We start from the raw sequence: 24229 nt of genomic DNA on the forward strand, positions 1-24229 counted from the left end.
CCTCGGGGGCTCAGCCGGTGACCCGCGCCTTCGCCTGGTGGCGCCTCGCCAGCACGCGCTCGACGTCGGCGAGGCCGAGGCCTCGCGCCCGCAGGCCGACGAGCGTGTGGAACACGAGGTCGGCCGCTTCGTCGAGCACCGCCTTGTCGTCCTGCGCGACCAGCGCGAGGGCCGTCTCGACGCCCTCCTCGCCGACCTTCTGCGCGATCTTCCGCACGCCGGATTCGAACAGCGTCGTCGTGTAGCTGCCCGCAGGGCGCTCGCGCTCGCGCTGTTCGATGGTGGCTTCGAGCTCGGCCAACACGCTGCCCGGCGCCTCGGGGAAGCAGCTCGCGCGCTTCAGATGGCACGTCGGGCCGTGCGGAATGGCCTGCACCAGCAGCGCGTCGGCGTCGCAGTCGGTGGTGATCGCCACGAATTCGAGGACGTCCCCCGACGTCTCGCCCTTCATCCACAGCCGGTTCTTGCTGCGGCTGAAGAAGGTGACCTTGCCGCTGGCCAGCGTCGCCTCGACGGCGGCGCGGTCCATGTAACCGAGCATCAGGACACGGCGCGTGCGCGCGTCCTGCACCACGGCCGGCAGCAGGCCGCCCTGCTTGGCGAAATCAAGCACGTCAAGGTCGAAAGGCGCCGGGGCGGCGCCGGGGGTCGGATCAGTCACTGGCGCACCTCGATGCCGGCCTCGGCGAGGCGGGCCTTGAGCTCTGGGATGGGCACGGTACCCGAATGGAAGACGGACGCGGCAAGCGCCGCATCGACGTCCGCCACTTGGAAGGCATCGACGAAGTGCCCGATGGCCCCCGCGCCTCCCGAGGCCACGAGGGGGACGCGACAGATCGCACGCACCGCGACCAGCTGCTCGAGGTCGTAGCCGGTCTTCGCGCCGTCGCTGCCCATGCAGTTCAGCACGATCTCGCCGGCACCCCGGTCCTGCGCCTCGCGCACCCAGTCCACCGTGCGGCGCCCAAGCGCCTTCGTCTTCGACGGATCACCGGTGTACTGTCGCACGCGCCATTCGCCGTCGGCGTCCTTCAGCGAATCGACGCCGACGACGACGCACTGGACGCCAAAGGCCGAGGCCAGCTCATCGATCAGCCCCGGGCGCTCCAGTGCCGGCGAGTTGACCGACACTTTGTCGGCCCCGGCATGGAGGATGGCCCGGGCGTCGTCAACCGATCGGATGCCGCCGGCGACGCAGAACGGGATGTCGATGATCCGTGCCACGCGCTCGACCCAGGCACGATCCACGCTGCGCCCTTCCGGGCTGGCGGTGATGTCGTAGAACACCAGTTCGTCGGCCCCTTCGTCGCGATAGCGCAGGGCGAGTTCCTCGATGTCACCCATCACGACGTGGTCGCGGAAACGGACGCCCTTCACCACTTGGCCATCGCGGACGTCGAGGCAGGGAACCAGCCGGCGCGCGAGCATCAGGGCGTCTCCCGCGGGCGATCCACCGCCGAGCTCAGCGCCGAGAAGGCCTCGGCCAGCGCGAAGCGGCCGTCCAGCAGGGCCTTGCCCAGGATGGCCCCGCCCGCACCGACCGCGCGGGCCCCGAGCACGTCATCGAGCGACGCCACGCCGCCGGAGGCCTGCACGGCGACCTCGGGGAAGCGCGTGGCAATCTCGCGGTAAAGGTCGAGGTTGAGGCCGGCGAGCATGCCGTCGCGGGCGATGTCGGTGCACAGCAGATGCCGCAGCCCGGCATCGGCATAGCGCTTGAGCAGGTCGAACAACGCGAGGCCCGAGGCTTCGGTCCAGCCGTGGACGGGCAAGCGGAAGACGCCGACGTCGTCCGCGCGGGCGTCAAGGGCGATGGTGATGCGGTCGTTGCCGAAGCGCTCGAGCCAACCCAGGACGCGATTCGCCTCGCGAACGGCCAGCGAACCGATGACCACCCGCGCAGCGCCGGCGCTGAAGATCGCCTGCACGTCGGCGTCATCGCGGACGCCGCCGCCGGTCTGCACCTTCAGCGTGGTCTCGCGGCGGATGGCCTCGACCAGCGGGCCGAGGGTCCAGCCGCCCGCCTTGGCCGCGTCGAGGTCGACGAGGTGCAGCCATTCGGCGCCGACCCCGGCGTAACGCTTGGCGAGGGCGAGCGGGTCGTCGGCGTAGCGGGTCTCGGCGTCGTAGTCGCCCTGGCGCAGGCGGACCACGCGGCCCTCGCGGATGTCGATGGCGGGATAGAGGAGGAAGGACACGACGCGACCTAGAGCGAAAGGAAGTTGTGGAGCAAGCGAGCGCCGGTGGCTGCGCTGCGCTCGGGATGGCACTGCGCCCCCATCACCCGACCGCGGGCGGCGACGGCGGTGAAGGGCTGGCCGTGCGTGGACGTGGCCAGCGCGTTCGCGTCGCCGCCATAGGCGTAGCTGTGCACGAAGTAGGCGTGGCGGCCGTCGAGCCCGGCCATCAGCGGGTGGGCGGCCGCCTCGGCGGACGCGGCGTGCAGCCGATTCCAACCCATGTGCGGCACGCGGACGCCCGGTGATTCGGGCAGGCGCTCGACACGGCCCGGCAGCAGGCCAAGGCACTCGACCTCGCCCTCCACGGAGTGCTCGAACAGCAGCTGCATGCCGACGCAGATGCCCATCAAGGGCTGGGTGAGCGTGGGGATCAGGCGATCCAGCCCGTTGGCGCGCAGCCGCGCCATGGCCGGGCCGGCGGCGCCGACACCGGGAAGGATCACGTGCGTCGCGGCACGGATGCGCTGTGCGTCGCTGGTGACGGGCGCCTCGATGCCAAGGCGCGCGAACGCCGCCTGCACCGAGCCCAGGTTGGCGCCGCCGGAATCCAGCAGCACCAGCCGGACGCGCGAGGCGTCGAGGGCGGGCAGCGCGTCCGCAGGGCCGGCGACGGTCACAGCACGCCCTTGGTGCTGGGCAGCGCCGTCCCCTCGCGACGGATGGCGAGGCGCAGCGCGCGGGCCACGACCTTGAAGCAGGCCTCGACCATGTGGTGCGTGTTCTCGCCGCGGACTTGCAGGTGCAGGTTCAGGCCGGCGGTCTCGCACAGCGAGCGGAAGAAGTGCGGCACCAGTTCGGTGGCGAGGCCGCCCACCTCGGCGCGGGGGAACGCGCCTTCGAAGACGAAGTACGGCCGGCCGGAGAAATCGACGACCGCGGAAGCGCGGGTTTCGTCCATCGGCAGGGCGAAGGCCGCACGAGCCTCGGCACCGAAGGCGTCGGCAGCGGCCGCCGCAGGCTCGCCACCCTGCCCTTCGCCACCGTCGAAGCCGTAGCGGCCGATGCCGCGCTTGTCGCCAAGCGCCTGCTTCAGGGCCTGGCCGATCGCCAGCGCGCAGTCCTCGACCGTGTGGTGCTCGTCGATGTGCAGGTCGCCGGTGCAGCGCACGGCGAGCCCGAAACCGCCGTGCTTGCCGAGCTGCTCCAGCATGTGGTCGAAGAAGCCGTGGCCGGTGGCGACGGCCGGCTCACTCGCACGGTCGAGGTCGACCTGCACGGTGATCTTCGTTTCCTTGGTGGTGCGCTTGATGGTGGCCGTGCGCGGCGACGCGGTGAGGGCGTGCGCGATGCCGGCCCAGTCGTAGTGGCCGTCCTTCAGGCGGAAGCCGCGCACGCCGAGGTTGGTGGCGAACTGCATGTCGGTCTCGCGGTCGCCGACCATGGCGCTGTTGGCGAGGTCGATATCACGGTCGCGCAGGTAGTGCATGACCATGCCGATGCCGGGCTTGCGCGTCGGCAGGTTGTCGCGCGCGAAGCTCTCGTCGATCAGGATCTCGCGGAAGGTGATGCCCTGCGACTCGAGGATCTGCAGCAGCAGGCGCTGCGGGCCCTCGAAGGTCTCGCGCGGGAAGCTCGGCGTGCCGAGGCCGTCCTGGTTGCTGACCATGACGAACTGGAAGCCGGCGTCGCGGAGCTTCTGAAGGGCGGCGATGCAACCGCGGGTGAGGCGGAACTTCTCGAACGCATCGATCTGCTCGTCGGCGGGCTCGTCGATGAGCACGCCGTCGCGGTCGATGAACAGGATCTTCTGGGGCATGGCAGGGTCTCAGGCCGTCGCGACGGCGCGCGAACGGAGTGCGGCAAGGGCGGCGAGCATCGCGTCGTTCTCCTCCGCGGTGCCGATGGTGATGCGCAAGGCATCCTGGAGCTGGGGCGCCGAACGCTGGTCGCGCACGACGACGCCGGCGGCGAGCAGGGCCTGCATGGCCGCCTCGGCGTCGAGGAAGCGCACCAGCAGGTAGTTCGCGTCGGACGCGTAGACCGCACGCACCCCGTCGAGGCCGCGCAGCGCGTCGGCGACGCGGCGGCGCTCGGCGACGATGCGCCCGGCCCGGCGCTTCGCCTCGTCCGCGGCCGAGGGCGACACGGCTTCCAAGGCCAACGCCACCGCCGGCGAGGCGAGCGGATACGGCGGCGCGATGGCGGCGAGCACGCGGATCAGCGCCGGGTCGCCGATGGTGATACCGAGGCGGGCACCGGCGAGCGCATAGGCCTTCGACAACGTACGCAGCACCACGAGGTTCGGGAAACGCTCGCGCAGCAGGAGCGCGCCGGGGGCCTCGTTGTACTCGCCATAGGCTTCGTCGACCACGACGAGCGCACGACCCGCAACGCCGTGAAGAAGGCGCTCGAGGTCGGCATTCGACACCGCCCCGCCGGTCGGGTTCGACGGCGAGCAGACGTAGAGGAGCTTGACCGGCGCCTTCGCCACCGAGAGTTCCAAGGCGCGGAGGGCCGCATCGACGTCGAACCGGAAGCGGTCGCCCTCGTCGACCAGCGGCACCTCGACCACCGGCGCGCCCTGCACACGGGCGGAAACGGCATACATGCCGAACACCGGCGGGGACACGAGGATGGCCTCGCGCTCGGCGCGGCACAGCGCGCGCGTCAGCAGGTCGATGCCTTCGTCGCTGCCGCGGGTCATCAGCAGCGTGTCTTCGGGCACGCCGTGGAGCGCCGCGAGGCGGGCGCGGAGCGCCGCGGGCTGCGGCTCCGGGTAGCGGTGGAGGCCCTGCCCCGGATCCGCCGGCGAAGCCCACGGGCTCTCGTTGGCATTGAGCCACACACGGCCCTTCAAGCCGGTCTTGCGGGCCGAGCCATAGCCGCCGAAATCGCGCAGGTCGGCGCGGACGAGGTCGAGCACGCTCATGCCGAGGCCTCCAGACGCTGCACCACAGCCTGCGCATGCGCTTCGAGTGACTCCGCGCGGGCCAGGGTGACGGCGCTTGGGCCGATGGCGCGCAGGCCGTCGCGGCTGACCTGCTGGACGCTGATGCTGCGCTGGAAGCTCGCCACCGAGACGCCGCTCCAGGCCCGCGCCGCGCCGCCGGTGGGCAGCACGTGGTTGGTGCCCGAGCAGTAGTCGCCCAGCGATTCCGGCGCGTAGTCGCCGAGGAAGATCGAGCCGGCGCAGGTGATCTTCGGCAGCCAGTCGCGCGGCTCGCGCAGCTGGACGATCAGGTGCTCGGGCCCATAGGCATTGCTGATCGCGAAGGCCTCGTCCAGCGTGGGCACGACGATGAGGCGGGCGAAATCGAGCGCCTTCGTCGCGATCGCCTCGCGCGGCAGCCGCGCGACCTGGGCGCGTACTTCCGCCTCGACGGCCGCGGCCAGCGCGGCGCTGTCGGTGGCGAACACCACCTGCGAATCGGGGCCGTGCTCGGCCTGCGCCAGCAGGTCGGCGGCGATGAAGGCCGCGTTCGCACCGGCATCGGCGATGACCAGCACTTCGGAGGGGCCCGCCGGCATGTCGATGGCCGGGCCGTCGGGCAGCGCGGTAACCTGCGACTTCGCCAGCATCACCCAGGCGTTGCCGGGCCCGAACAGCTTGTCGCAGCGCGGCACCGATCCGGTGCCAAACGCCATCGCCGCGATGGCCTGCGCGCCGCCGATCTTGAACACGCGGCGGACGCCGCACAGCCGAGCCGCCACCAGCACGGCCGGGTCGGCCGTGCCGTCCGCGCGCGGCGGCGTGCACACCACGACCTCGCGGCAGCCGGCGATCTGCGACGGCACGCCGAGCATCAGGGCCGTCGACGGCAGCGGCGCGGAGCCCGCGGGCACGTAGAGGCCCACGGTGTCGATGGCTCGCAGCACGCGGCCACAGCGCACACCGGGTGCGGTGTCGATCTCGAACTCGGTCGGCGCGCCGGCGCGGTGCCAGGCGTCGAGGCGCGACTTCGCCTCCACCATCGCGTCGCGGAGCGCGGGGTCGAGGCCCGCCTCGGCCGCGTCGAACTCGGCGGCGGTCACTTCGAGGGCGTCCAGTTCCACGTTGTCGAAGCGGCGCGTCAGCGCGCGCAGCGCGGTGTCGCCGTCCGCGCGCACCTGGGCGAGGATGCGCTGCACGGCGGCGATGCGTTCCTCGCTGGAGTTCGACGGCGGGCGGGCCAGCGCGGCGGCGCGCTCGTCGGCGGAGAGCCTGGCCCAATCGAGGGTCTTCATGGTCGGGAGCCTTCGTGGTTCGTTCGCGGCGTCAGGCCAGCATCTGTTCGACCGGCAGCACCATCAGGGCGCTGGCACCGGCCTTCTTCATGTCTTCGAGGCGCTGCCAGGTGACCGCCGTGCGGCACAGCGCCTGCACGGCGACGCGCGAGCCGTCGCCATCGAGCGCGGTGACCAGCGGGGCATCGGCGTCCGGCAGCAGCTTGAGCAGCTCGCCCAGCGCGGCGCGCTCGGCCTGCAGCATCAGCAGCTTCGCCGCCTTCACCGAGAGCACGCCGTCGAGGCGACGCAGCAGCAGGTCGGCCAGCGCCTGGCGCTCGTCGTTGAAGGGCTTCGACGGGCCGGCGATCACGGCCTCGCTCTCGAGGATCACCGCCACTTCCTTCAGCTGGTTCGCCACCAGCGTGCCGCCGGTGGAGACGAGGTCGCAGATGGTCTCGGCCTTGCCGAGGCGCGGCGCGATCTCGACGGAACCCGACAGCAGCACGGGTTCGGCATCGACGGCGTGGTCCTTCAGCCACTTCGCCAGCAGGGCCGGGTAGCTGGTGGCGCAGCGCAGGCCGGCGAGGCGCTGCGGGCCCGGCCAGTCCCAGTCCTGCGGCACCGCCACCGAGAGGCGGCAGCGACCGAAGCCGAGGCGGCGCACGACGCTGAAGGCCTCGCCTTCGCCCTTCGCGCGGCGCTCGTAGTCCTGCTCGGCCAGCACGTTCAGGCCGACGATGCCGAGGTCGCAGACGCCTTCGGCGATCAGGCCGGGGATGTCGTCGTCGCGGACGAGCAGCAGGTCGATGGGCAGCGACTCGCCGTAGCAGAACAGGCGGTCGCGGCTCTCGCGGAAGCTCAGGCCGGCGCGCGCGAGCAGGTCGCGGGCGGGGTCCGACAGGCGGCCGGATTTCTGGATGGCAATGCGCAGGCGATCGTGCGTCCGCATGGTGCGGGCTCCGTGGAAAAGCGAATCGGTTGGGGGATCAGGGCGTGTGTTCGTGGCCGGGCACGGCGAAGGCCGCACCCGGCAACAGATGCCCGAGGCGTTCGGCCGCCAGGCGATAACCGCCGGCGCCGAGGGACAAGCAGCGGGCCACGCGGCCCACGGTGGTGACGCTGACGCCGGTGCGGTCGTGGATCTCGCGGTAGGCCCGGCCTTCGGCCAGCTCCGGCACCACGGCCCAGCGGTCGGCCATGGCTTCGAGCTCGGCCGGGGTGCACAGGTCGACGAGGAAGCGGCGCAGCTCGTCGGGCGTCTCCAGCGCGCGGAGGGCGCCGACGAGCCCCGCCAGCCGGTCGGCCGACGCTGCCTCGGCCGCCGGTGCGGACACGGTGGCAGGCGAACGATCGAGGGCGGGGCGGCGCTTCATGGGCAGGCACTGTAATAGCGCGTTATTACATTGGTCAATAGCCCCCTCGGAAGACGCCGGCCGGATCTTCACCCCGCGATCTCGACCGCCGACCGGGGATGCGCGAGTCTGGGTGCCTGAGTGGAGGCAACCCGGTGATCCATCGACGGCCTTTGGGCAAGCCCTGGCAGGAAGAGCTGCAACTCGACGACGGTCGACGCCTGTGGCTGCGCCCCATCCTGCCGGCCGATGCGGAGCCGCTGCGGGCAGGCTTCGCCCTGCTGACGCCCGAGGAAGTGCGGATGCGCTTCCTGCATCCGCTGACCGCCCTGAGCCCCGCGATGGCCCGACGCCTCACGCAGATCGATCCGAGGACCCAATTGGCGCTGGTGCTCGCGGAGCCGGAAGCCCCGGGGCAGGCGCTGGTCGGCGGAGTGGTCCGTGCCGCGATCGACGCCGGCACGAAGCGCGCCGACTTCGCGATCCTCGTGGTCCGCCATCTGGCCAATCAAGGGCTCGGAACCCTGCTGATGAAGCAGATGCTGCGCTGGGCGAACTTGAAGCGCCTCGATGCCGTCTACGGTGACGTGCTGCAGGAGAACGCCCAGATGCTCCACCTCGCCCAGCAGCTCGGCTTCCGCCGCCTTCCCGCCGACGAGCCGGGACTGGTGCGGATCGAGAAGCGGCTGCGGGACGAGGCCTGACGAACACGGCGGCTCGCTGCCGTCTTGACGCCCTCCGTGCAGGGATCGCGAAGGCCCGCGCTACACTCCGCGCCCTCATGACGCACCCCAGCCTTCCCGCCGCGCCGCTCCCCGCCCGCGGCCAGCAGCGCGCCGACTGGCGCCTCCCCGTCAACCCGACCGCCGGGGCCTTGGCGATTGTCGAACGCGCCCACGCGCATGACGGTCTGGTGGTCGCCGTCGCGCGGGACACGTCCACCGCCCTACGGCTCGAAGCCGATCTGAAGTCGCTGGCGCGCGGCCTTCCCGTCCTGCACTTCCCGGACTGGGAAACCCTGCCCTACGACCTGTTCTCGCCGCACCCGGACATCATTTCCGAACGTGTCGCGGCGCTGTACCGGCTGCCGTCGCTCAAGCGCGGCGTGCTGGTCGTGCCGGTCTCGACCCTGCTGCAGCGACTCGCGCCGCCGGAGTGGGTGGCCGGCAACGTGCTCGACCTCAAGAAAGGCCAGAAGCTCGACCTCGACGCCGAGAAACGCCGCCTGCAGGCCGCCGGCTACCGCCACGTGCCGCAGGTGAACGACCCCGGCGACTTCAGCGTGCGCGGCGCGCTGCTCGACCTGTTCCCGACGGGTGCCGCCGAGCCCTACCGCATCGAGCTCTTCGACGACACCATCGATTCGCTGCGCAGCTTCGACCCGGAAACGCAGCGTTCGATGCACCCCATCGACGCCATCGAACTGCTGCCGGCCCGCGAGTTCCCGCTCGACGAGGCCTCCTGCAAGCGCGCCCGCGAGGCGATGCTGGACCGTTTCGACGTCAACCCGCGGCGCTGCCCGCTGGTGCAGGACCTGAAGGAAGGCGTGGCACCGGCCGGCATCGAGTACTACCTGCCCTTCTTCTTCGAGCGCACCGCGAGCCTGTTCGACCACGTGCCGGCGAATGCGCTGGTGGTGCTCGACGCCGGCTGGGAGCCGGCCGCCGAGCAGCAGCTGGCCCAATGCGCGCAGCGCTGGGAGCAGCGCCGCCACGACATCGAGCGTCCGGTGCTGCCGCCCGAGGACCTGTGGCTTCGGCTGGATGAACTGCGGGCCGCGCTGAACCGCCACGTCCGCATCGAGCAGGTGCCGCCGGAGCACCCGCGTTTCGAGAAAGGCCTGGTGTTCGACGCGCAGCCGGCGCCAAGCCTGCCGCTGGCCGCCAAGGGCGAAGCGCCGGCCGCGGCGTTGCGGGCCTTCCTGTCGAGCTATCCCGGCCGCGTGCTGCTGGCCGCCGATTCGCCGGGCCGCCGCGAAGCGCTGATCGACGTGCTGGCCGCCGCCGACCTGAAGCCGCCGACCGTCGCCGACTGGGCCGCCTTCCTCGAGGGCGAGCATCGTTACGCCATCGGCGTCGTTCCGCTCGATGCCGGCTTCGCGTTGACCGAACCCGCGATCGCGGTGCTCACCGAACGCCAGCTGTTCCCCGAGAAGGCGGAACAGTCGCGGCGCCGCACGCGCCGCGGCGTGCGCGACCCGGACGCGATCATCAAGGATCTGTCCGAGATCGCCGTCGGTTCGCCCATCGTCCATGAGGAGCACGGCGTCGGCCGCTACCGCGGCCTCGAAGTGCTGGAGGCCGGCGGCGTCGCCGGCGAGTACCTCGTCATCGAGTACGCCAAGGGCGACAAGCTCTACGTGCCCGTGTCGCAGCTCGAGCGCGTTTCGCGCTATTCGGGGGCTTCGGTCGAGCACGCGCCGCTGCACAGCCTGGGCGGCGAGGCCTGGGAAAAGGCCCGCAAGCGCGCCGCCGACAAGGTGCGCGACGTCGCCGCCGAACTGCTGGAGATCCAGGCCCGCCGCCAGGCGCGCGCCGGCCTCGCCCTGCCGGTCGACCGCGCCATGTACGAGCCCTTCGCGGCCACCTTCCCGTTCGAGGAAACGCCCGACCAGCTCAGCGCCATCGACGCCGTCATCACCGACCTCGCCAAGCCCTCGCCGATGGACCGCGTGGTCTGCGGCGATGTCGGTTTCGGCAAGACCGAGGTGGCGGTGCGCGCGGCCTTCGTCGCGGCGGCGGCCGGCAAGCAGGTGGCGGTGCTGGTGCCCACCACCCTGCTGGCCGAACAGCACTACCGGAACTTCCGCGACCGCTTCGCCGATTGGCCGATCCGCGTCGAGGTGCTGTCGCGCTTCAAGTCGGCCAAGGACATCAAGGCCGTGCTCGACCAGGTGGCCGAGGGCAAGGTCGACGTGATCGTCGGCACGCACCGGCTGCTGCAGGAGGACGTCAAGTTCAAGGACGTCGGCCTCGTCATCGTCGACGAGGAGCAGCGCTTCGGCGTGCGGCAGAAGGAGCGCCTGAAGGCGCTGCGTGCCGAGGTCCACCTGCTCACGCTCACCGCCACCCCGATCCCGCGCACGCTGAACATGGCGATGAGCGGCCTGCGCGACCTGTCGATCATCGCGACGCCACCGGCGCACCGCCTCGCGGTGAAGACCTTCGTCGCGCCATGGGAGAACGAGACCGTCACCGAGGCCTTCCAGCGCGAACTGGCGCGCGGCGGCCAGGTGTACTTCCTGCACAACGAGGTCGACACCATCGAGAAGATGGCCCGCGACCTGCAGGCCCTCGTCCCCGACGCGCGCATCCGCGTCGCGCACGGCCAGATGGCCGAGCGCGAGTTGGAGCAGGTGATGCTCGACTTCCACCGCCAGCGCTTCAACGTGCTGGTGTGCACCACGATCATCGAATCGGGCATCGACATCCCGAGCGCCAACACCATCATCGTCAACCGCGCCGACAAGTTCGGCCTCGCGCAGCTGCACCAGGTGCGCGGCCGCGTCGGCCGTTCGCACCACCGCGCGTACTGCTACCTGATCGTGCCGCCGAAGCTCACCGCCGACGCCGAGAAACGCCTCGAGGCGCTGGCCGCCATCGAGGAGCTCGGCGCCGGCTTCATGCTGGCCACGCACGACCTCGAGATCCGCGGCGCCGGCGAACTCCTCGGCGAGGAGCAATCGGGCCAGATCGCCGAAGTCGGCTTCAGCCTCTACACGGAACTGCTTGAGCGCGCGGTCAAGTCGATCAAGGCCGGCAAGATCCCCGACCTCGACGCCGGCGCGCCGATCGGGCCGGAGATCAACCTCAACCTGCCGGCCCTGCTGCCCGACGACTACCTGCCCGACGTGCACGCGCGCCTGACGCAGTACAAGCGCATCAGCGCGGCGAAGACCGCCGACCGCCTCAAGGAGCTGCAGGTCGAGCTGGTGGATCGCTTCGGCGTACTGCCCGACGCCGCCAAGCACCTGTTCGCCGTCAGCGAGCTCAAGCTCGACGCCGCGCGCCTCGGCATCCGCAAGCTCGACCTCGGCCCGCAGGGCGGCCGCCTCGTGTTCGATGCCAAGCCCAGCATCGACCCGATGTCGGTGATCCGCATGATCCAGGGCCAGCCCAAGGTCTACGCGATGGACGGCCCGGACAAGTTGAAGATGAAGCTCGAGCTGCCCGACCCGGCCAGCCGCCTGCGCGCGGCGCGGGCGCTGTTCACCACGCTCGCCCAAGGCTGAGCGCGGCATGCGTCCGCCGGGCCGACCGCACGCCGCAAACCTCCCGACGCTTCAGGGCAGGGGCGTCCAGCTCGGTCCGTGGCCGGAATGCGACGCCGGCGCCGATGCCGTCACGCTGGCCCGCTTGCACGCGGACCCGCGCGCCATGCGCTACTGGAGCACCGCGGCGTGGGCAGCGGATGACATTCCACGTGCCGAGGCCTTCCTCGATGACGTGGAGGCCGGTGCGCGCGGGGGAGCACTGCTGCGCTTCGCGGCGCGGCGGCCCCGATCGCCCGTGCTGGTGGGATGGGTCAGCCTCTTCCGCATCGCCCCACCGCGCCCACGCACGGAGATCGGCTACCTGCTCGACCCCGCGATGTGGGGAAGAGGCCTTGGTCGAGAGATGATCGCGTTGGCCCTGGGGCATGCCATCGGCACGCTGGGGGCGCAGCGGATCGAGGCCGAGGTCGATCCCATGAACCTCGCCTCGTGCCGGGTACTGGAATCGCTGGGGTTCCACAGGGAACGCCCGGTCCGAGACCGCTGGCGAACCGAGAGCGAGAGGCAGTGTCTGGCGCTCTACCGCCTCGTCCCAGCCGCCGGACATCGCTGAAGCGGTGGAGGCTCGGCGCAGCGGCTTCGGGCTTCAGCCCCCGGCCGCGGCGTCGCGGATGCCCGCGTACTCGTGCACGAACCAGCCGCTCCCGCCGGCCCGCGCCAAGTTGACGGCGGCCTCGGCCACGCGGCTGGCCTCGATAGCGCGGAAACGCGACAGCGGCCCCAGCAGCAGCGGGTTGTAGAGCGGCGCCAAGCGTTGGGCGAACGCTTCGCCGCGTCGCCGTTCGCCGCGCTCGCCCAGCAGCAGCCCGGGGCGCAGGATGTCGACGCGGGGGAAGTTCTGTTCGGCGAGCCCCCGCTCGGCCTCGGCCTTGACGCGAAGGTAGAAACTGCCGGATTTCGCGTTGGCCCCGACCGACGACACAAGAATGGCGTGGCGCGCGCCGAGGGCGCGCGACAGCGCCGCGAACTTCAGCACGAGGTCGCGGTCCACGGCCACGAAGGCCGCCTGGTTGCCGGCCTTGCCCATGGTCGTCCCGAGCGCGCAGATCCACACGTCGGCCTTGAGTCCGGCGAGGCTGCGGCGCAGGCCGCTGTCGGAGCGTCGCTCGGCCGTGCTCGAGTCGTAGACCACGTTGCGGAGACGGGGCGACTGGACGGTCAACGGCGTCCGGGTGGGAGCCACGACGTCGAACGGCTCACCGGACGTCAACAGGCGCCGCAGCACGTGCCCACCGACCAGCCCCGACGCTCCGGTCAGCAGCACTCGAAGGCTCTGCGCGTCGGTTTCCGGCAGCGGCAGACGGGCCTGCATGGGGGCGTGTCGGGGGCGTGAAAGACGCCCGAGGCTAGCACGCGCACCCGGGCAAAAAACCGATCGGGGGCACGGTTTTGCAGCGGCGATGCAGCGGGATGACGAAACAGAGTCATTAACGCATAATAAGCGTTCTCATTTGCAACCCTTCGATCCGATGATCCGCCGAACCCCTCTCTCCGTTGCCCTGACGCTGGCCCTCGCACCGCTGCCGGTCTTCGCTGCGCCCGCGCCGTCCCCCGAACCGAGCAACACCAAGCGCACGCTGGCCACGATCGAAGTGGTGGGTCGCCTGCCTGCGCCGGCGACCGCCGAAGGCAGTGCCACCACGCTGGACCAGAGCGTGCTCGTGTCGGCCCGAGCGCTGACGGTCAACGAGGCACTGCGCAAGGTGCCGGGCGTGACCGTGCGTGACGAAGAAGGTTTCGGCCTGCGTCCGAACATCGGCATCCGGGGCAGCAACCCGACGCGCAGCACCAAAGTGCTGATCCTCGAGGACGGCCTGCCGGCGATGTACGCGCCTTACGGCGACAACGCCAGCTACTACCACGCACCGATCCAGCGCTACGACCGCATCGAAGTGTTGAAGGGCGCCGGCCTGCTGCGCTTCGGCCCGCAGACCATCACCGGTGCGATCAACTACATCACCCCCACCCCGCCGGACGAGGCGGCGGGGCACGTGCAGGTGTCGGCCGGCACCCGCGGCTACGGCGCGGTGCACGCCAGCGTCGGCGGCGACGGTCTGCTGGTCGATTTCGGCCACAAGCAGGGCGACGGGGCGCGCGACAACACCGAACTCGAACAGAGCGACCTGTTCGCGAAGTACCAGTGGGAAGTCAACGACCAGCACGCCCTCACCTTCCGCGCGAACAAGCTGCGCGAAGAATCGGAGGTGGGCTATTCCGGCCTCACCGAAGCGGAATACCGCAACTTCGGCGCCGAGTACTACCCCTTCGAGAACGACCTTTTCGACATCGAGCACGGCGCGCTTTCCGCCAGCCATGCATGGACGCCGCGCGAGGGCCTCCAGCTGCTGACCTCCGCGTACTACAGCGAATTCATCCGCGACTGGTGGCGCCAGTCCAGCACGACCACTGACACGCAGTGCGGCACGGCCTTCCGCGACGCCCGCCTGCGCGGCGAGCGCGTGAACCCGGCACTCTGCAATTCGGCCCAAGGCCGTCTGCGCCGCTACTACACGTGGGGCGTCGACACTCGCCTGAGCTGGGACACCAGCCTGTTCGGGACGGCCGGCAGCAGCGAAGTCGGATTGCGCTGGCACGAGGAGGACCAGGTGCGTTTCCAGGTGAACGGCACCTCGCCCGCCGCGCGCACCGGCACCCTCGTCGAGAACAACCTCCGTACGGCGGAAGCGCTGGCCGCCTTCGCCACCACCACCTTCGATCTCGGCGCGGTGCAGCTGACGCCCAGCCTGCGTCGCGAGGACATCGAGTTCACCCGCCTCAACCGCCTGCCGGGCGGGCTCGGCGGTGCCGAGGATGTCGCCGAGACCACCTGGGGCCTCGGTGCCAACTGGACCGTCAGCGACACGCTCGTGCTGTTCGCTTCCGCGCACGAGGGCTTCGCGCCGCCGCGCGTCGAGGACCTGATCGCCGGCAACGGCACCAGCGTCGCCGTCGATGCCGAGGAAAGCCTGAACCTCGAACTCGGCCTGCGCACGCGCTGGCAGGGCATCGACATCGAGGCCACGGCCTTCCGCACCGACTTCGACAACCAGGTGCTGGTGGGCTCGATCGCCGGCGGCGGCACGCCGCTGGCCCAAGGCGAAACCGAGTACGCGGGCTTCGAATTCGCCGCCGGGCTGAACCGCGGCGCGCTGCAGCGCCGGAGCGGCGAGTTCTACGCGAACCTGGCCCTCACCTGGCTGCCGACGGCGGAGCAGTCGACGCTGCTGCGTCGCGTGGACAACGGCCTCGCCGCCAGCGGCAGCGTGGCCGGCAACCGCCTGCCCTATGCGCCCGACCTGACGACGACGTTCCGGGTCGGCTACGTGCAGGGCCCTTGGGACGGCTCGGTGGAAGTGCAGCAGGTCGGCGAGCAGTGGGCCGACTTCGCGAACACGCTGAACCCGGCCTTCAACGGAGACGGCCAGTTCGGCCAGCTCGACAGCTATGCGACCTGGAACGCGACGCTCAACTACGAGCCGATGGGCAGCGCATGGAGCGGCTACGTCGCGGTGAAGAACCTGACCGACCGCGAGTACATCGTCGACCGCACGCGCGGCCTGCTCTTCGGCAACCCGCGCCAGATCGTCGCCGGCCTCCGCTACGGCTGGTGAGGGGCCGCGTATGCTCGGGGCTCCCCCTCCGGAGCCCCGACATGCGCCCCGCGTCCCGAAGCCGTCGCGACCTGCTCGCCACCCTCGCCGTCACCCTGCCCGCGGCCCTTGCCGCACCGTCGCTGTTCGCGCAGTCCGGCCTTGAGCGCGCCCTGCAGCGTATCGGCGGGGGCAGCGCCGGCACGGCGACCCTGTCGTCGTCGGACGCCGCTCGCGGGATCAAGGAAGCGCTGGCCCAGGGCGTCGACCGTTCGATCCGCCAGTTGGGGCGTCCCGACGGTTTCTTCCGCGACCAGGCGGTCAAGATCCTGGTGCCGGACCGCCTCCGGCAGGTCGCCGACCTCGCCCGCCGCGCCGGCCAGGGCGCACGTGTGGATGCCTTCGAGGAATCGATGAATCGCGCGGCCGAGAAGGCCGTACCCGCGGCCGCCGGCATCCTGGCGGATGCCGTCCGCGCGATGACCCTGCAGGACGCGATCGGCATCGTTCGCGGCGGCGGCACCTCGGCCACCGACTACTTCAAGCGCAGCAGCGGCGAGGCCCTGTTCGCCTCGTTCCGTCCGATCGTCGCGCGGCAGACCGCCAGCGTCGGCGTCACCCAGAAGTACAAGGCCTTCACCGAGCGCGCCGCGGGCGGCACCTTGGGCGCCCTGCTCGGCGGCGGGGGTCGCGACGGTCGTTCGGCGCTGGACCTCGACGACTACGTGACGACCCGATCGATCGACGGCCTGTTCCACGTCATCGGTGGCCAGGAGCAGGCGATCCGATCGAACCCCTCGGCGCGCAACACCGACCTGCTGCGCCGCGTCTTCGGCTGAACCGAGCCGCTCAGCCGACGCGCTCGGATTCGCGCCACTCGACGCTCGCGAGGATCACCAGCACCAACGCTTCGACCATCACGTAGGCGACGGCGACGATCGTCACGGTGTCGTGGAACGTCGCCACCAAGAGCAGAGAAGCGAGCGCGTAGGCGAGGTTCGCGGCCGCGAGGCGCCGAAGCTGGGGCGCGGGAGGCCACTGCCGCCACAGTGCAGCGGCACCGAGCACGGCGAGGCCCGTCGCCACGCCGCCCAAGATCCACCATGCGATGGAGGGCACGCCGCTCTGGACGACGGCGCTCGCGAGAAAACCCAGCGTGATCGCGGCGGTGAGCGCCGCGCCCGCCGCATCCATCATGAGCAGCCGCCGCTCGCGCGACGGCCGCCCGCCGGGACTCACTCGACGACCACCGGGATACCGAGGCTCTTGGCGATGCGGCCCTTCCACTCGGCCGGTCCCGTCGTGTGCACGGACTCGCCCCGCGAATCCACGGCCACGGTCACCGGCATGTCCTTCACCTCGAAGGCATAGATCGCCTCCATGCCGAGGTCGGCGAAACCCACGACCTTGGCGGCCTTGATCGCCTTCGAGACGAGGTAGGCCGCGCCGCCGACGGCCATCAGGTAGGCGCTCTGGTGCTTCTTGATCGCTTCGATGGCGACGGGACCGCGCTCGGCCTTGCCGACCATGCCGAAGAGCCCCGTGGCCTCGAGCACCTGGCCGGTGAACTTGTCCATCCGCGTGGCGGTCGTGGGACCGGCCGGGCCGACGACCTCGTCGCGCACCGGATCGACCGGGCCGACGTAGTAGATGAACTTGCCGCGCAGGTCGACCGGCAGCGGCTCGCCCTTGTTGAGCATGTCGACCATGCGCTTGTGCGCGGCGTCGCGGCCGGTGAGCAGCGTGCCGTTGAGCAGCAGCACGTCGCCGGGCTGCCAGCTCGCGATCTCCTCTTTCGTGATGCCATCGAGGTTGACGCGCTTGCCCTTCGAGGCGTCGTAGGTGAGCTCCGGCCAGTCCTCGAGCGAGGGCGGCTCCAGCATTACCGGGCCGCTGCCGTTCAGCGTGAAGTGCGCGTGCCGCGTGGCCGCGCAGTTCGGGATCATCGCCACCGGCAGGTTGGCCGCGTGGGTCGGGTAGTCCTTGATCTTGACGTCGAGCACGGTGGTCAGGCCGCCGAGGCCCTGTGCGCCGATGCCGAGCTGGTTCACCTTCTCGTAGAGCTCGATGCGCAGCTCTTCCGCGCGATTGCTCGGGCCGCGGGCGATCAGGTCCTGGATGTCGATCTCCTCCATCAGGGCTTCCTTGGCCAGCAGCATCGCCTTCTCGGCGGTGCCGCCGATGCCGATGCCCAGCATGCCCGGCGGGCACCAGCCGGCGCCCATGGTCGGCACGGTCTTCAGCACCCAGTCCACGATCGAATCGGACGGATTCAGCATCGCGAACTTCGACTTCGCCTCCGAACCGCCGCCCTTGGCGGCGACGATCACGTCGACCTTGTCGCCGGGCACGACCTTCATGTTCACCACGCCCGGCGTGTTGTCCTTGGTGTTGGTGCGCTTGCCCGCCGGGTCGGCCAAAACGGACGCGCGCAGCTTGTTGTCCGGGTGGTTGTAGGCGCGGCGCACGCCCTCGTGGACCATGTCCTCGACCGAGAGCGTCGCGTCCCAGCGCACGTCCATGCCGATCTCGAGGAAGACGGTGACGATGCCGGTGTCCTGGCAGATCGGGCGGTGGCCTTCGGCGCATAGGCGCGAGTTGATGAGGATCTGCGCCATCGCGTCCTTGGCCGCAGGGCTCTCCTCCTTCTCGTAGGCCTTCGTCAGCGCCTTGATGTAGTCGACCGGGTGGTAGTAGCTGATGTACTGCAGCGCGTCGGCGATCGACTGGATGAAGTCGTCCTGCTTGATGACGGTCATGGCATGGCGGCGCGGCGCCGCGGGCTGGGGACAGGCCGCCAGTTTAATCGACCGTCGCGGACATCCCGTCCACGACGTGCCCGACCGGGCGCGACGATCAGCCGGGGAATCGCACCCAGAGTTCGGCTTCCGCCAACGAGCTGAACACGCGGATGTCGAGCCCCTGCTCCTGGGCGTCGAGCTGGGTGGCCTCGTAGGCACCCACGCGGTCCGCCGAACGGGCGACGTACGCCCACCGGCGCCCTTCGAACAGCGCGAAGCCCAGATGCCGGATGAAGGCGGCACGCGCCTCGCCGGTGAGCGGTTCGTCCTCCATCAGGTCGACCGCGAGCACCTTGACGAGCCCCCGCTCCGCCGCGACGGCCTGCACGGCGCGCCAGCAGGCCGCCATGTGGGCGGCGGCATGCCGGCGGCCACGGAACTCCACCACCAGCACGTCGACGTCGACGCGCCAACGCAGGTCCGCGGGCTCGAGGCCCGCGATCGCCTGCATCGGCACGGAATGGGTCACGCAAGCCACTCCGTCAAGGCTTCCCGCTCGCAGAGCAGCTTGAAGCTCGGACGCGCGCGCATGCGGTCGATGAAGCCACGCAGGGCAGGCCATTCGGTGGCCGGCTTCGGCATGTTCCGCGACCAGCGGCAGAGCATGGCCAGGAAGAAATCGGGCGCGGACACCCGCTCGCCCAGCAGGTAGGGGCCGTGCGCCGCGAGGTGGGCCTCGACGCGGTCGAAGAAGGCCTCGATGCGCTGGCGGGCGACGTCCTTCGCGGCGTCCTTCGCCCCCTCGCCCGCCGGTTCGTGCGGGTAGAACCAGGTCCGGAACGGCGGCTGCAGGCCGTTCGCCATCAACAGCAGCCACTGGTAGGCACGCTGCCTTGACGCCGTGCCCGTGGACGGCATCAGGCCGGCGTCCGGGTAGCGGTCGGCCAGCATCAACACCATCGCGCCCGATTCATTGAAGACCTCGCCGTCGAGCACGAGGGTGGGCACCACGCCCGCCGGATTCAGCCTGCGGTATCCGTCCGAACGCTGCTCGCCGGCAGCAAGGTCGACGCGGCGAAGCTCGTGCGGCCGGCCGATCTCGATGAGCAGCCAGTGCACGCACAGGCTGGCGCTGCCGGGGGAGTAGTACAGGACGTCCATTCTGGGGCTCCACGGGGGCGATGCCGCAGTGTGGCCTCGCCCGGAAATGAAAAAAACCCCGGGCCGAGCCCGGGGTTTCTCGACGGCATCGCGGCGCGGCGGCTCAGGCCACCTGCACCTCGTCGGCCTGCATGCCCTTCTGGCCGGCGACGACCTTGAAGCTCACGCGCTGGCCTTCCTTCAGCGTCTTGAAGCCGTTACCCATGATGGAGCGGAAGTGGACGAACACATCCTGGCCGTTCTCCGGCGTGATGAAGCCGAAGCCCTTGGCATCGTTGAACCACTTCACGGTCCCGAACTGACGATCCGACATTGCTTTGCGTCCTCGAACATTGGCTGGTTGGGAACGGCGCAGGCCTCGCGCCATGACTGCTTGCCCGGGGAATCGTTGCGTCGAAGCAGCGGATCGGTCGGATCAGCACACCTGGTCACGGTGAACGGTGACCCAAGCGCAGCAGCCGCCCTACAGTAACCCGCGCCTGAACGAAAAGTAAGGCCCGGGAAACCCGTGATCGAGTTGGCGAAATCGGGCCCCTGGAGCTGAACCGCAGGCATCGGCTGCTGCGACGCAGCAGGAAAATGCGCGAATCCCGGCCAAGACCATCGGGAAAATCCCCCCTTGGGGCCGGAGCTGCCATGCCCGCGGCCAACGGTGTCCGCCCCACGGATGCGACAATGGCGGCCTCCCGTCGACGCTCTCCGGCATGTCCAGCGCCTTCATCTCCGAAACCATCCTCGACGTCCGCCACTGGACGGACGCCTACTTCAGTTTCACCTGCACCCGCGACGACGGGTTCCGGTTCGAGAACGGCCAGTTCGTGATGATCGGCCTCGAAGTCGAGGGCAAGCCGCTGATGCGCGCCTATTCCATCGCCAGCCCCAACTGGGACGAGCACCTGGAGTTCTTCTCCATCAAGGTGCAGAACGGGCCGCTCACCTCCCGCCTGCAGCACATCAAGCCCGGCGACACCCTGCTGCTCTCGCGCAAGCCCACCGGCACCCTGCTGATCAGCGACGTGCATCCGGGCGGCAACCTCTACCTGCTGGCCACCGGCACGGGATTGGCGCCCTTCCTCTCGGTGATCCGCGACCCGGCCACGTACGAGCGCTTCGACAAGGTCATCGTCACCCACGGCGTACGCAACGCCGAAGACCTCGCCTACCGCGACTACATCGAACGCGAATTGCCGCAGCACGAGTATCTGGGCGAGCAGATCCGCGAGAAGCTCCTGTACTACCCCGCCGTCAGCCGCGAACCGTTCAAGCACCACGGCCGCATCACCGACCTGATGGCCAGCGGCGCGATGCAGCGCGACCTCGGCCTGCCCGAAATCAACCCCGGGACCGACCGGGCGATGATCTGCGGCAGCCCGCAGATGCTCGCCGATTTCCGCAAGCTGCTCGATGAGCGCGGCCTCGCGGCCTCGCCGAAGATCGGCCAGCCGGGCCACTACGTGTTCGAACGCGCCTTCGTCGAGAAGTAAACCCCTGATGCCCGCGTCCTCCCCCCGGGACACCATCGCGTTTCCCCTCGCCGCCGCCCTTTGGGCCGCGGGCGGCTCGCTCGCCACCAGTGCCGTGAACGTGGCCATGACGCTTGGGCGATTCATGGGCGACGACGACATGCCCGACGTGCTGCACGACCTGCTTCCCGGCCTCGTCGGCCAGGGGCTGCTCGGCGCGATACTGCTGGCCGTCCTCGTCTTCCTTGTCGCCGAACGGCGGCAGGCGCGCGCCCCCGACCGGGTCGGCCATGCGCGCGGCGCCGCCGCCATTACCGGCCTCTCCGGCGCGTTCGGCGCATGGATTGCGGTCAGCATCGTCTCCGCCCTCGCCTTCGGCCACATCACGGCCCTGCAATCCCCGGCAGGATTCGCGATCGTCGGCGCGGCGATGTCCGTGCTCCATCTCGGCGTCGCGGCTCTTTGCGCCACGGTGGGTGCCGTCCTCCTGCCCCGGGCCGGCGCATCGCCAGCCCCACCGACGCGGCGGGGCCATGCCTGGGTCGGCGTGGCGGTGTTCGGCGCGGCCATGAGCTTCGGGGTCGATCTGGTGCTCGGACTGCTGCCCGGCGTGCTGGACGAGACGATCGGCAGCGGGCCCGTCGAGGTGACCCGCTGGTCTCCGCTGGCGGCCCTGCTGATCGGGGGTCTCGCCGCACTCGGCTACGGGTGGCGGCGGACCCGGACGACCACGGCGCTGGCGTGGTCCGGCGATGCGCTGGCTGCGCTGGCGGTCCTTCCCCTCAGCCTCGCCGCGGGCGCGGGCGTCGGCGCGCTCGCGTTGGCGATCGCCTATCTGATGAGTGACGCCAGCCTGCTTTTCGCCGGCGTCGCCGCCGTCGGGATCCTGCTGCTCGCCGGCATCGCCTTCAGCGGGCTCGGTGCGTTGGCTGGGCTGGTTCGCACGCTCGGGGCACCCCGCGACGGGTGAATCTCGGCACCACGACGCGGCGGCGACGTCCAGGACGTCAGGCTGCACCGGTCTTCCCCATCGCCGCTTCGTGCCCGGATGCGTTCCCGCCTGCTGCCCTTGCTGTGCGCCGTCGTGATGGCGGCAATCCCCGCCGCATCGCGCGCGGAAGAACCCGCCTACACGGTGGCGGAGCGGCTCGATGCGGGCGTCGAGGTGCGCGAGTACGCGCCGATGCTGGTGGCGGAAGTGGTGGTGGCCACGGAGGACTTCGGTCGCGCCGGCAACCTCGGTTTCCAGCCGCTGGCCGACTACATCTTCGGCAACAACACGAAGCGCGAACGCATCGGCATGACTTCGCCGGTCACGCAGGAGCGCGAAGGCGAACGCATCGGCATGACCGCGCCGGTCACGCAATCGGGCTCGCCGCACGGCTGGGTCGTCGGCTTCGTGATGCCCGCGCGCTACACGGCCGAAACCCTGCCGCTGCCGCGCGATCCCCGCATCCGCATCGTCGGCGTGCCGTCGAGGAAGGTGGCGGCCATCCGTTTCAGCGGACGCTGGAACCCGATCCGCTACGCCGAGAACCTGCGGGTGCTGGAGCGCGAACTCGCCGAGGCCGGCTGGGCGGCCGCCGCCGAGCCCCAGTCCGCGCAGTACGACGCGCCCTGGGTGCCGGGTCCACTGCGTCGCAACGAAATCCTGCTGCCGGTGCGGCGCCGCGAGTGACGCCGCCCCAGCCGCCGGGCTCAGGCCAGCGGCAGGTGGATGTCGGTGCGCAAGACCTCGGCCGGCGTGGTTTCCGGATCATCGAGGTACTGGAACAGGATGGGGCGCTCGGCCAGCGCGTAGCCGCTGGTGGGCCACCAGTCGGCCAGCAGGCCATCGAGCGCCGGTTCGAGACGGTCGTAGGGGCCGACCACCCGGACGCGCGCGTAGCGCCCGCCGGCTTCGTGCCCGGCGCGCAAGCCCTCCGCGGGCGCCAGCGTCGTGCCGACCGGGAACGCGAGGATCGCCTCGGCGCGGCACTGCCCGGCGGGCACGTCACGGCGGTCGTCGTGGTCGATGCCCCACAAGCCGGCGATGGAATCCACGAGGCCCACCTCGGCCGCCCAGGCGAACAGCGCGCCGTAGGCCTCGGCCAAGGCCTCGTTGTCGCCGGTGGCGGAGACCAGCACCGCATCGAAGGGCGCCAACGACACGACGCTGACCGCCAGTGGCGGGGTCGACGCCGTCGCCCGCAGCGGGCGCTCGAGCCGGCGTGCGGCCTCGTCGCGAGCCGCGGCGTCATCGCGCAAGGCCCCCGGGGTGGTGTCGAGGTGCTGGCGCACCAGCCTCGCAAAGGACTGCGACGATTCGAATCCGACGGCGAGGGCGACGCCGGTGATGCTCGCCCCGGGCTGCGCCAGCAGGCCGAGGGCGCGGCGCAGGCGGAGGCGCGCCACCGTGCCGCCGATCGGCTCACCGGTCAGCGCCCGCCACAGGCGGTGGAAATGGAAGGGCGAGAAGTGCGCCTCGCGGGCCAGCGCCTCGAGCTCGGGCGGCGGCTCGCCTTGGGCCAGCGCCGCGCTGAGGCGGTCAAGGACGCGCTGCAGGCGCGGGTGCAGGGGCGAGGTGACGGGCGTGTCCATCGGTGGGCTCCAGTACGGGTGCGTGATCCCAGCCTGCCCTCCGGTGGTCGGGCCCGCGTGGCCGATCTTGCGGACTTCAGCCCAGCGCCTTCTCGATGTCCTTGCGCAGGCTCTCGGGCTTGTCGGTGGGCGCGAAGCGCTTGAGCACCTGCCCGTCGCGGCCGACGAGGAACTTGGTGAAGTTCCACTTGATGCCCTCGGTGCCGAGGAAGCCCGACTTCTCGCTCTTCAGCCAGTTGAACAGCGGATGGGCCTTCGGGCCGTTGACGTCGACCTTCTCGAACATCGGGAAGCTCACGTCGTAGGTGAGCGAGCAGAAGTTCTTGATCTCGGCCTCGTCGCCCGGCTCCTGGTGGCCGAACTGGTCGCAGGGGAAACCGAGCACCACGAGGCCCTTGTCGCCGTAGTCCTTCCACAGCTGCTCAAGGCCCGCGTACTGCGGGGTGAAGCCGCACTTGCTCGCCGTGTTCACCACCAGCACGGCCTTGCCCTTGAACTCGTCGAGCGAGCGCTCCTTGCCGTCGATGTCAGTGGCTTTGAAGTCGAAGGCGGTGGTCATGGTCGCGGGCTCCGGCGTGGGAGCGGGAAGCCTAGCGCGCCCGGCCTCGTCGGTGCGAGAACGGTGCGCCCTGCTCGCCGCGAAAAAGAAACGGCCCGGGGTCGCCGGGCCGTTTCCGCTGCGT

At 70.7% G+C, this 24229-nt stretch carries 25 protein-coding genes; 8 read left to right on the plus strand and 17 right to left on the minus strand.

Features of this window, described 5'->3' with window-relative positions; genetic code table 11:
- Positions 1-10: 10 nt before the first annotated feature.
- The 9 genes from hisIE to ACYVAK_RS00240 are packed head-to-tail and all read right to left on the minus strand — an operon-like array spanning position 11 to position 7759.
- Positions 11-661: a bifunctional phosphoribosyl-AMP cyclohydrolase/phosphoribosyl-ATP diphosphatase HisIE gene (gene hisIE / locus ACYVAK_RS00200; RefSeq protein ID WP_461056821.1), complete on the minus strand. Its 651-nt coding sequence runs from the start codon at positions 659-661 to the stop codon at positions 11-13.
- Positions 658-1428, minus strand: coding sequence for an imidazole glycerol phosphate synthase subunit HisF (gene hisF, locus ACYVAK_RS00205; RefSeq protein ID WP_461056822.1), 771 nt, complete (start codon positions 1426-1428; stop codon positions 658-660). Before hisF ends, hisIE begins: the two co-directional genes overlap by 4 nt.
- On the minus strand, positions 1428-2198 hold the full coding sequence (hisA, locus tag ACYVAK_RS00210; protein WP_461056824.1) for a 1-(5-phosphoribosyl)-5-[(5-phosphoribosylamino)methylideneamino]imidazole-4-carboxamide isomerase: 771 nt from the start codon (positions 2196-2198) through the stop codon (positions 1428-1430). The genes hisF and hisA overlap by 1 nt, the downstream gene beginning before the upstream one ends.
- A gap of 8 nt (positions 2199-2206) precedes the next feature.
- Positions 2207-2857, minus strand: a complete 651-nt coding sequence (gene hisH, locus ACYVAK_RS00215) for an imidazole glycerol phosphate synthase subunit HisH (protein WP_461056826.1) — start codon at positions 2855-2857, stop codon at positions 2207-2209.
- Positions 2854-3996: a bifunctional histidinol-phosphatase/imidazoleglycerol-phosphate dehydratase HisB gene (hisB, locus tag ACYVAK_RS00220; RefSeq protein WP_461056828.1), complete on the minus strand. Its 1143-nt coding sequence runs from the start codon at positions 3994-3996 to the stop codon at positions 2854-2856. The genes hisH and hisB overlap by 4 nt, the downstream gene beginning before the upstream one ends.
- Before the next feature lie 9 nt (positions 3997-4005).
- A complete protein-coding gene (gene hisC, locus ACYVAK_RS00225; protein ID WP_461056830.1) occupies positions 4006-5109 on the minus strand; it encodes a histidinol-phosphate transaminase in 1104 nt (367 codons plus the stop codon).
- Entirely contained in the window at positions 5106-6404 is a 1299-nt protein-coding gene (hisD, locus tag ACYVAK_RS00230) for a histidinol dehydrogenase (RefSeq protein WP_461056832.1), read from the minus strand. The genes hisC and hisD overlap by 4 nt, the downstream gene beginning before the upstream one ends.
- Before the next feature lie 31 nt (positions 6405-6435).
- Positions 6436-7335 (minus strand): ATP phosphoribosyltransferase, encoded by a 900-nt coding sequence (hisG, locus tag ACYVAK_RS00235; RefSeq protein WP_461056834.1) that lies wholly within the window; start codon positions 7333-7335, stop codon positions 6436-6438.
- Between the two features lie 37 nt (positions 7336-7372).
- Positions 7373-7759, minus strand: coding sequence for a YerC/YecD family TrpR-related protein (locus tag ACYVAK_RS00240; protein ID WP_461056836.1), 387 nt, complete (start codon positions 7757-7759; stop codon positions 7373-7375).
- A 134-nt stretch (positions 7760-7893) separates the two neighbouring features.
- Here ACYVAK_RS00240 and ACYVAK_RS00245 point away from each other — a divergent pair, with 134 nt between their 5' ends.
- The 3 genes from ACYVAK_RS00245 to ACYVAK_RS00255 all read left to right on the plus strand — a co-directional run bounded on the left by ACYVAK_RS00245 (position 7894) and on the right by ACYVAK_RS00255 (position 12564).
- Positions 7894-8442, plus strand: a complete 549-nt coding sequence (locus ACYVAK_RS00245; RefSeq protein WP_461056838.1) for a GNAT family N-acetyltransferase — start codon at positions 7894-7896, stop codon at positions 8440-8442.
- A gap of 77 nt (positions 8443-8519) precedes the next feature.
- Complete coding sequence (gene mfd, locus ACYVAK_RS00250; RefSeq protein ID WP_461056840.1) at positions 8520-11969, plus strand: transcription-repair coupling factor; 3450 nt, start codon at positions 8520-8522, stop codon at positions 11967-11969.
- 7 nt (positions 11970-11976) lie between these two features.
- On the plus strand, positions 11977-12564 hold the full coding sequence (locus ACYVAK_RS00255; protein ID WP_461056842.1) for a GNAT family N-acetyltransferase: 588 nt from the start codon (positions 11977-11979) through the stop codon (positions 12562-12564).
- A 33-nt stretch (positions 12565-12597) separates the two neighbouring features.
- Here ACYVAK_RS00255 and ACYVAK_RS00260 read toward each other — a convergent pair whose 3' ends face one another.
- Complete coding sequence (locus ACYVAK_RS00260) at positions 12598-13323, minus strand: NAD(P)H-binding protein (RefSeq protein WP_461056844.1); 726 nt, start codon at positions 13321-13323, stop codon at positions 12598-12600.
- Positions 13324-13480: 157 nt separating this feature from the next.
- On the opposite strand from ACYVAK_RS00260, the gene ACYVAK_RS00265 reads away from it, so the two are divergent.
- Both ACYVAK_RS00265 and ACYVAK_RS00270 read left to right on the plus strand, forming a co-directional pair.
- Positions 13481-15622, plus strand: a complete 2142-nt coding sequence (locus ACYVAK_RS00265) for a TonB-dependent receptor family protein (RefSeq protein ID WP_461056846.1) — start codon at positions 13481-13483, stop codon at positions 15620-15622.
- Between the two features lie 41 nt (positions 15623-15663).
- Positions 15664-16440, plus strand: a complete 777-nt coding sequence (locus tag ACYVAK_RS00270; protein WP_461056848.1) for a DUF4197 domain-containing protein — start codon at positions 15664-15666, stop codon at positions 16438-16440.
- Between the two features lie 10 nt (positions 16441-16450).
- Here the strand turns inward: ACYVAK_RS00270 and ACYVAK_RS00275 are convergent, their stop codons facing one another.
- From ACYVAK_RS00275 to ACYVAK_RS00295, 5 genes are all read right to left on the minus strand, one after another.
- Entirely contained in the window at positions 16451-16840 is a 390-nt protein-coding gene (locus tag ACYVAK_RS00275) for a hypothetical protein (RefSeq protein WP_461056850.1), read from the minus strand.
- Complete coding sequence (locus ACYVAK_RS00280) at positions 16837-18360, minus strand: fumarate hydratase (protein WP_461056852.1); 1524 nt, start codon at positions 18358-18360, stop codon at positions 16837-16839. Before ACYVAK_RS00280 ends, ACYVAK_RS00275 begins: the two co-directional genes overlap by 4 nt.
- Positions 18361-18457: 97 nt before the next feature.
- Complete coding sequence (locus tag ACYVAK_RS00285) at positions 18458-18871, minus strand: hypothetical protein (RefSeq protein ID WP_461056854.1); 414 nt, start codon at positions 18869-18871, stop codon at positions 18458-18460.
- Entirely contained in the window at positions 18868-19503 is a 636-nt protein-coding gene (locus tag ACYVAK_RS00290; protein ID WP_461056856.1) for a glutathione S-transferase family protein, read from the minus strand. The genes ACYVAK_RS00285 and ACYVAK_RS00290 overlap by 4 nt, the downstream gene beginning before the upstream one ends.
- A 103-nt stretch (positions 19504-19606) precedes the next feature.
- Positions 19607-19816, minus strand: coding sequence for a cold-shock protein (locus tag ACYVAK_RS00295; protein WP_297865901.1), 210 nt, complete (start codon positions 19814-19816; stop codon positions 19607-19609).
- A gap of 391 nt (positions 19817-20207) precedes the next feature.
- Here ACYVAK_RS00295 and ACYVAK_RS00300 point away from each other — a divergent pair, with 391 nt between their 5' ends.
- The 3 genes from ACYVAK_RS00300 (at position 20208) to ACYVAK_RS00310 (ending at position 22644) form a co-directional block, all read left to right on the plus strand.
- The gene (locus ACYVAK_RS00300; RefSeq protein WP_461056859.1) at positions 20208-20987 is read left to right on the plus strand and encodes a ferredoxin--NADP reductase; all 780 of its coding nucleotides are present in this window, start codon (positions 20208-20210) and stop codon (positions 20985-20987) included.
- Between the two features lie 7 nt (positions 20988-20994).
- Positions 20995-21936, plus strand: coding sequence for a hypothetical protein (locus ACYVAK_RS00305; protein WP_461056861.1), 942 nt, complete (start codon positions 20995-20997; stop codon positions 21934-21936).
- Positions 21937-22014: 78 nt separating this feature from the next.
- Complete coding sequence (locus tag ACYVAK_RS00310; RefSeq protein ID WP_461056863.1) at positions 22015-22644, plus strand: SOUL family heme-binding protein; 630 nt, start codon at positions 22015-22017, stop codon at positions 22642-22644.
- Between the two features lie 20 nt (positions 22645-22664).
- Here ACYVAK_RS00310 and ACYVAK_RS00315 read toward each other — a convergent pair whose 3' ends face one another.
- Complete coding sequence (locus ACYVAK_RS00315; RefSeq protein ID WP_461056865.1) at positions 22665-23546, minus strand: AraC family transcriptional regulator; 882 nt, start codon at positions 23544-23546, stop codon at positions 22665-22667.
- A 76-nt stretch (positions 23547-23622) separates the two neighbouring features.
- On the minus strand, positions 23623-24105 hold the full coding sequence (locus ACYVAK_RS00320; protein ID WP_461056868.1) for a glutathione peroxidase: 483 nt from the start codon (positions 24103-24105) through the stop codon (positions 23623-23625).
- Positions 24106-24229: the final 124 nt, after the last annotated feature.

The organism is Silanimonas algicola (assembly GCF_054777375.1).

Bases quoted from the DNA above. Each gene is read 5' to 3' on its own strand.
- hisF (WP_461056822.1), bottom strand. From the start codon at position 1,428: ATGCTCGCGCGCCGGCTGGTTCCCTGCCTCGACGTCCGCGATGGCCAA.
- hisB (WP_461056828.1), bottom strand. From the start codon at position 3,996: ATGCCCCAGAAGATCCTGTTCATCGACCGCGACGGCGTGCTCATCGAC.
- hisC (WP_461056830.1), bottom strand. From the start codon at position 5,109: ATGAGCGTGCTCGACCTCGTCCGCGCCGACCTGCGCGATTTCGGCGGC.
- hisD (WP_461056832.1), bottom strand. From the start codon at position 6,404: ATGAAGACCCTCGATTGGGCCAGGCTCTCCGCCGACGAGCGCGCCGCC.
- hisG (WP_461056834.1), bottom strand. From the start codon at position 7,335: ATGCGGACGCACGATCGCCTGCGCATTGCCATCCAGAAATCCGGCCGC.
- ACYVAK_RS00240 (WP_461056836.1), bottom strand. From the start codon at position 7,759: ATGAAGCGCCGCCCCGCCCTCGATCGTTCGCCTGCCACCGTGTCCGCA.
- mfd (WP_461056840.1), top strand. From the start codon at position 8,520: ATGACGCACCCCAGCCTTCCCGCCGCGCCGCTCCCCGCCCGCGGCCAG.
- ACYVAK_RS00255 (WP_461056842.1), top strand. From the start codon at position 11,977: ATGCGTCCGCCGGGCCGACCGCACGCCGCAAACCTCCCGACGCTTCAG.
- ACYVAK_RS00260 (WP_461056844.1), bottom strand. From the start codon at position 13,323: ATGCAGGCCCGTCTGCCGCTGCCGGAAACCGACGCGCAGAGCCTTCGA.
- ACYVAK_RS00265 (WP_461056846.1), top strand. From the start codon at position 13,481: ATGATCCGCCGAACCCCTCTCTCCGTTGCCCTGACGCTGGCCCTCGCA.
- ACYVAK_RS00270 (WP_461056848.1), top strand. From the start codon at position 15,664: ATGCGCCCCGCGTCCCGAAGCCGTCGCGACCTGCTCGCCACCCTCGCC.
- ACYVAK_RS00280 (WP_461056852.1), bottom strand. From the start codon at position 18,360: ATGACCGTCATCAAGCAGGACGACTTCATCCAGTCGATCGCCGACGCG.
- ACYVAK_RS00290 (WP_461056856.1), bottom strand. From the start codon at position 19,503: ATGGACGTCCTGTACTACTCCCCCGGCAGCGCCAGCCTGTGCGTGCAC.
- ACYVAK_RS00295 (WP_297865901.1), bottom strand. From the start codon at position 19,816: ATGTCGGATCGTCAGTTCGGGACCGTGAAGTGGTTCAACGATGCCAAG.
- ACYVAK_RS00300 (WP_461056859.1), top strand. From the start codon at position 20,208: ATGTCCAGCGCCTTCATCTCCGAAACCATCCTCGACGTCCGCCACTGG.
- ACYVAK_RS00305 (WP_461056861.1), top strand. From the start codon at position 20,995: ATGCCCGCGTCCTCCCCCCGGGACACCATCGCGTTTCCCCTCGCCGCC.
- ACYVAK_RS00310 (WP_461056863.1), top strand. From the start codon at position 22,015: ATGCGTTCCCGCCTGCTGCCCTTGCTGTGCGCCGTCGTGATGGCGGCA.
- ACYVAK_RS00315 (WP_461056865.1), bottom strand. From the start codon at position 23,546: ATGGACACGCCCGTCACCTCGCCCCTGCACCCGCGCCTGCAGCGCGTC.
- ACYVAK_RS00320 (WP_461056868.1), bottom strand. From the start codon at position 24,105: ATGACCACCGCCTTCGACTTCAAAGCCACTGACATCGACGGCAAGGAG.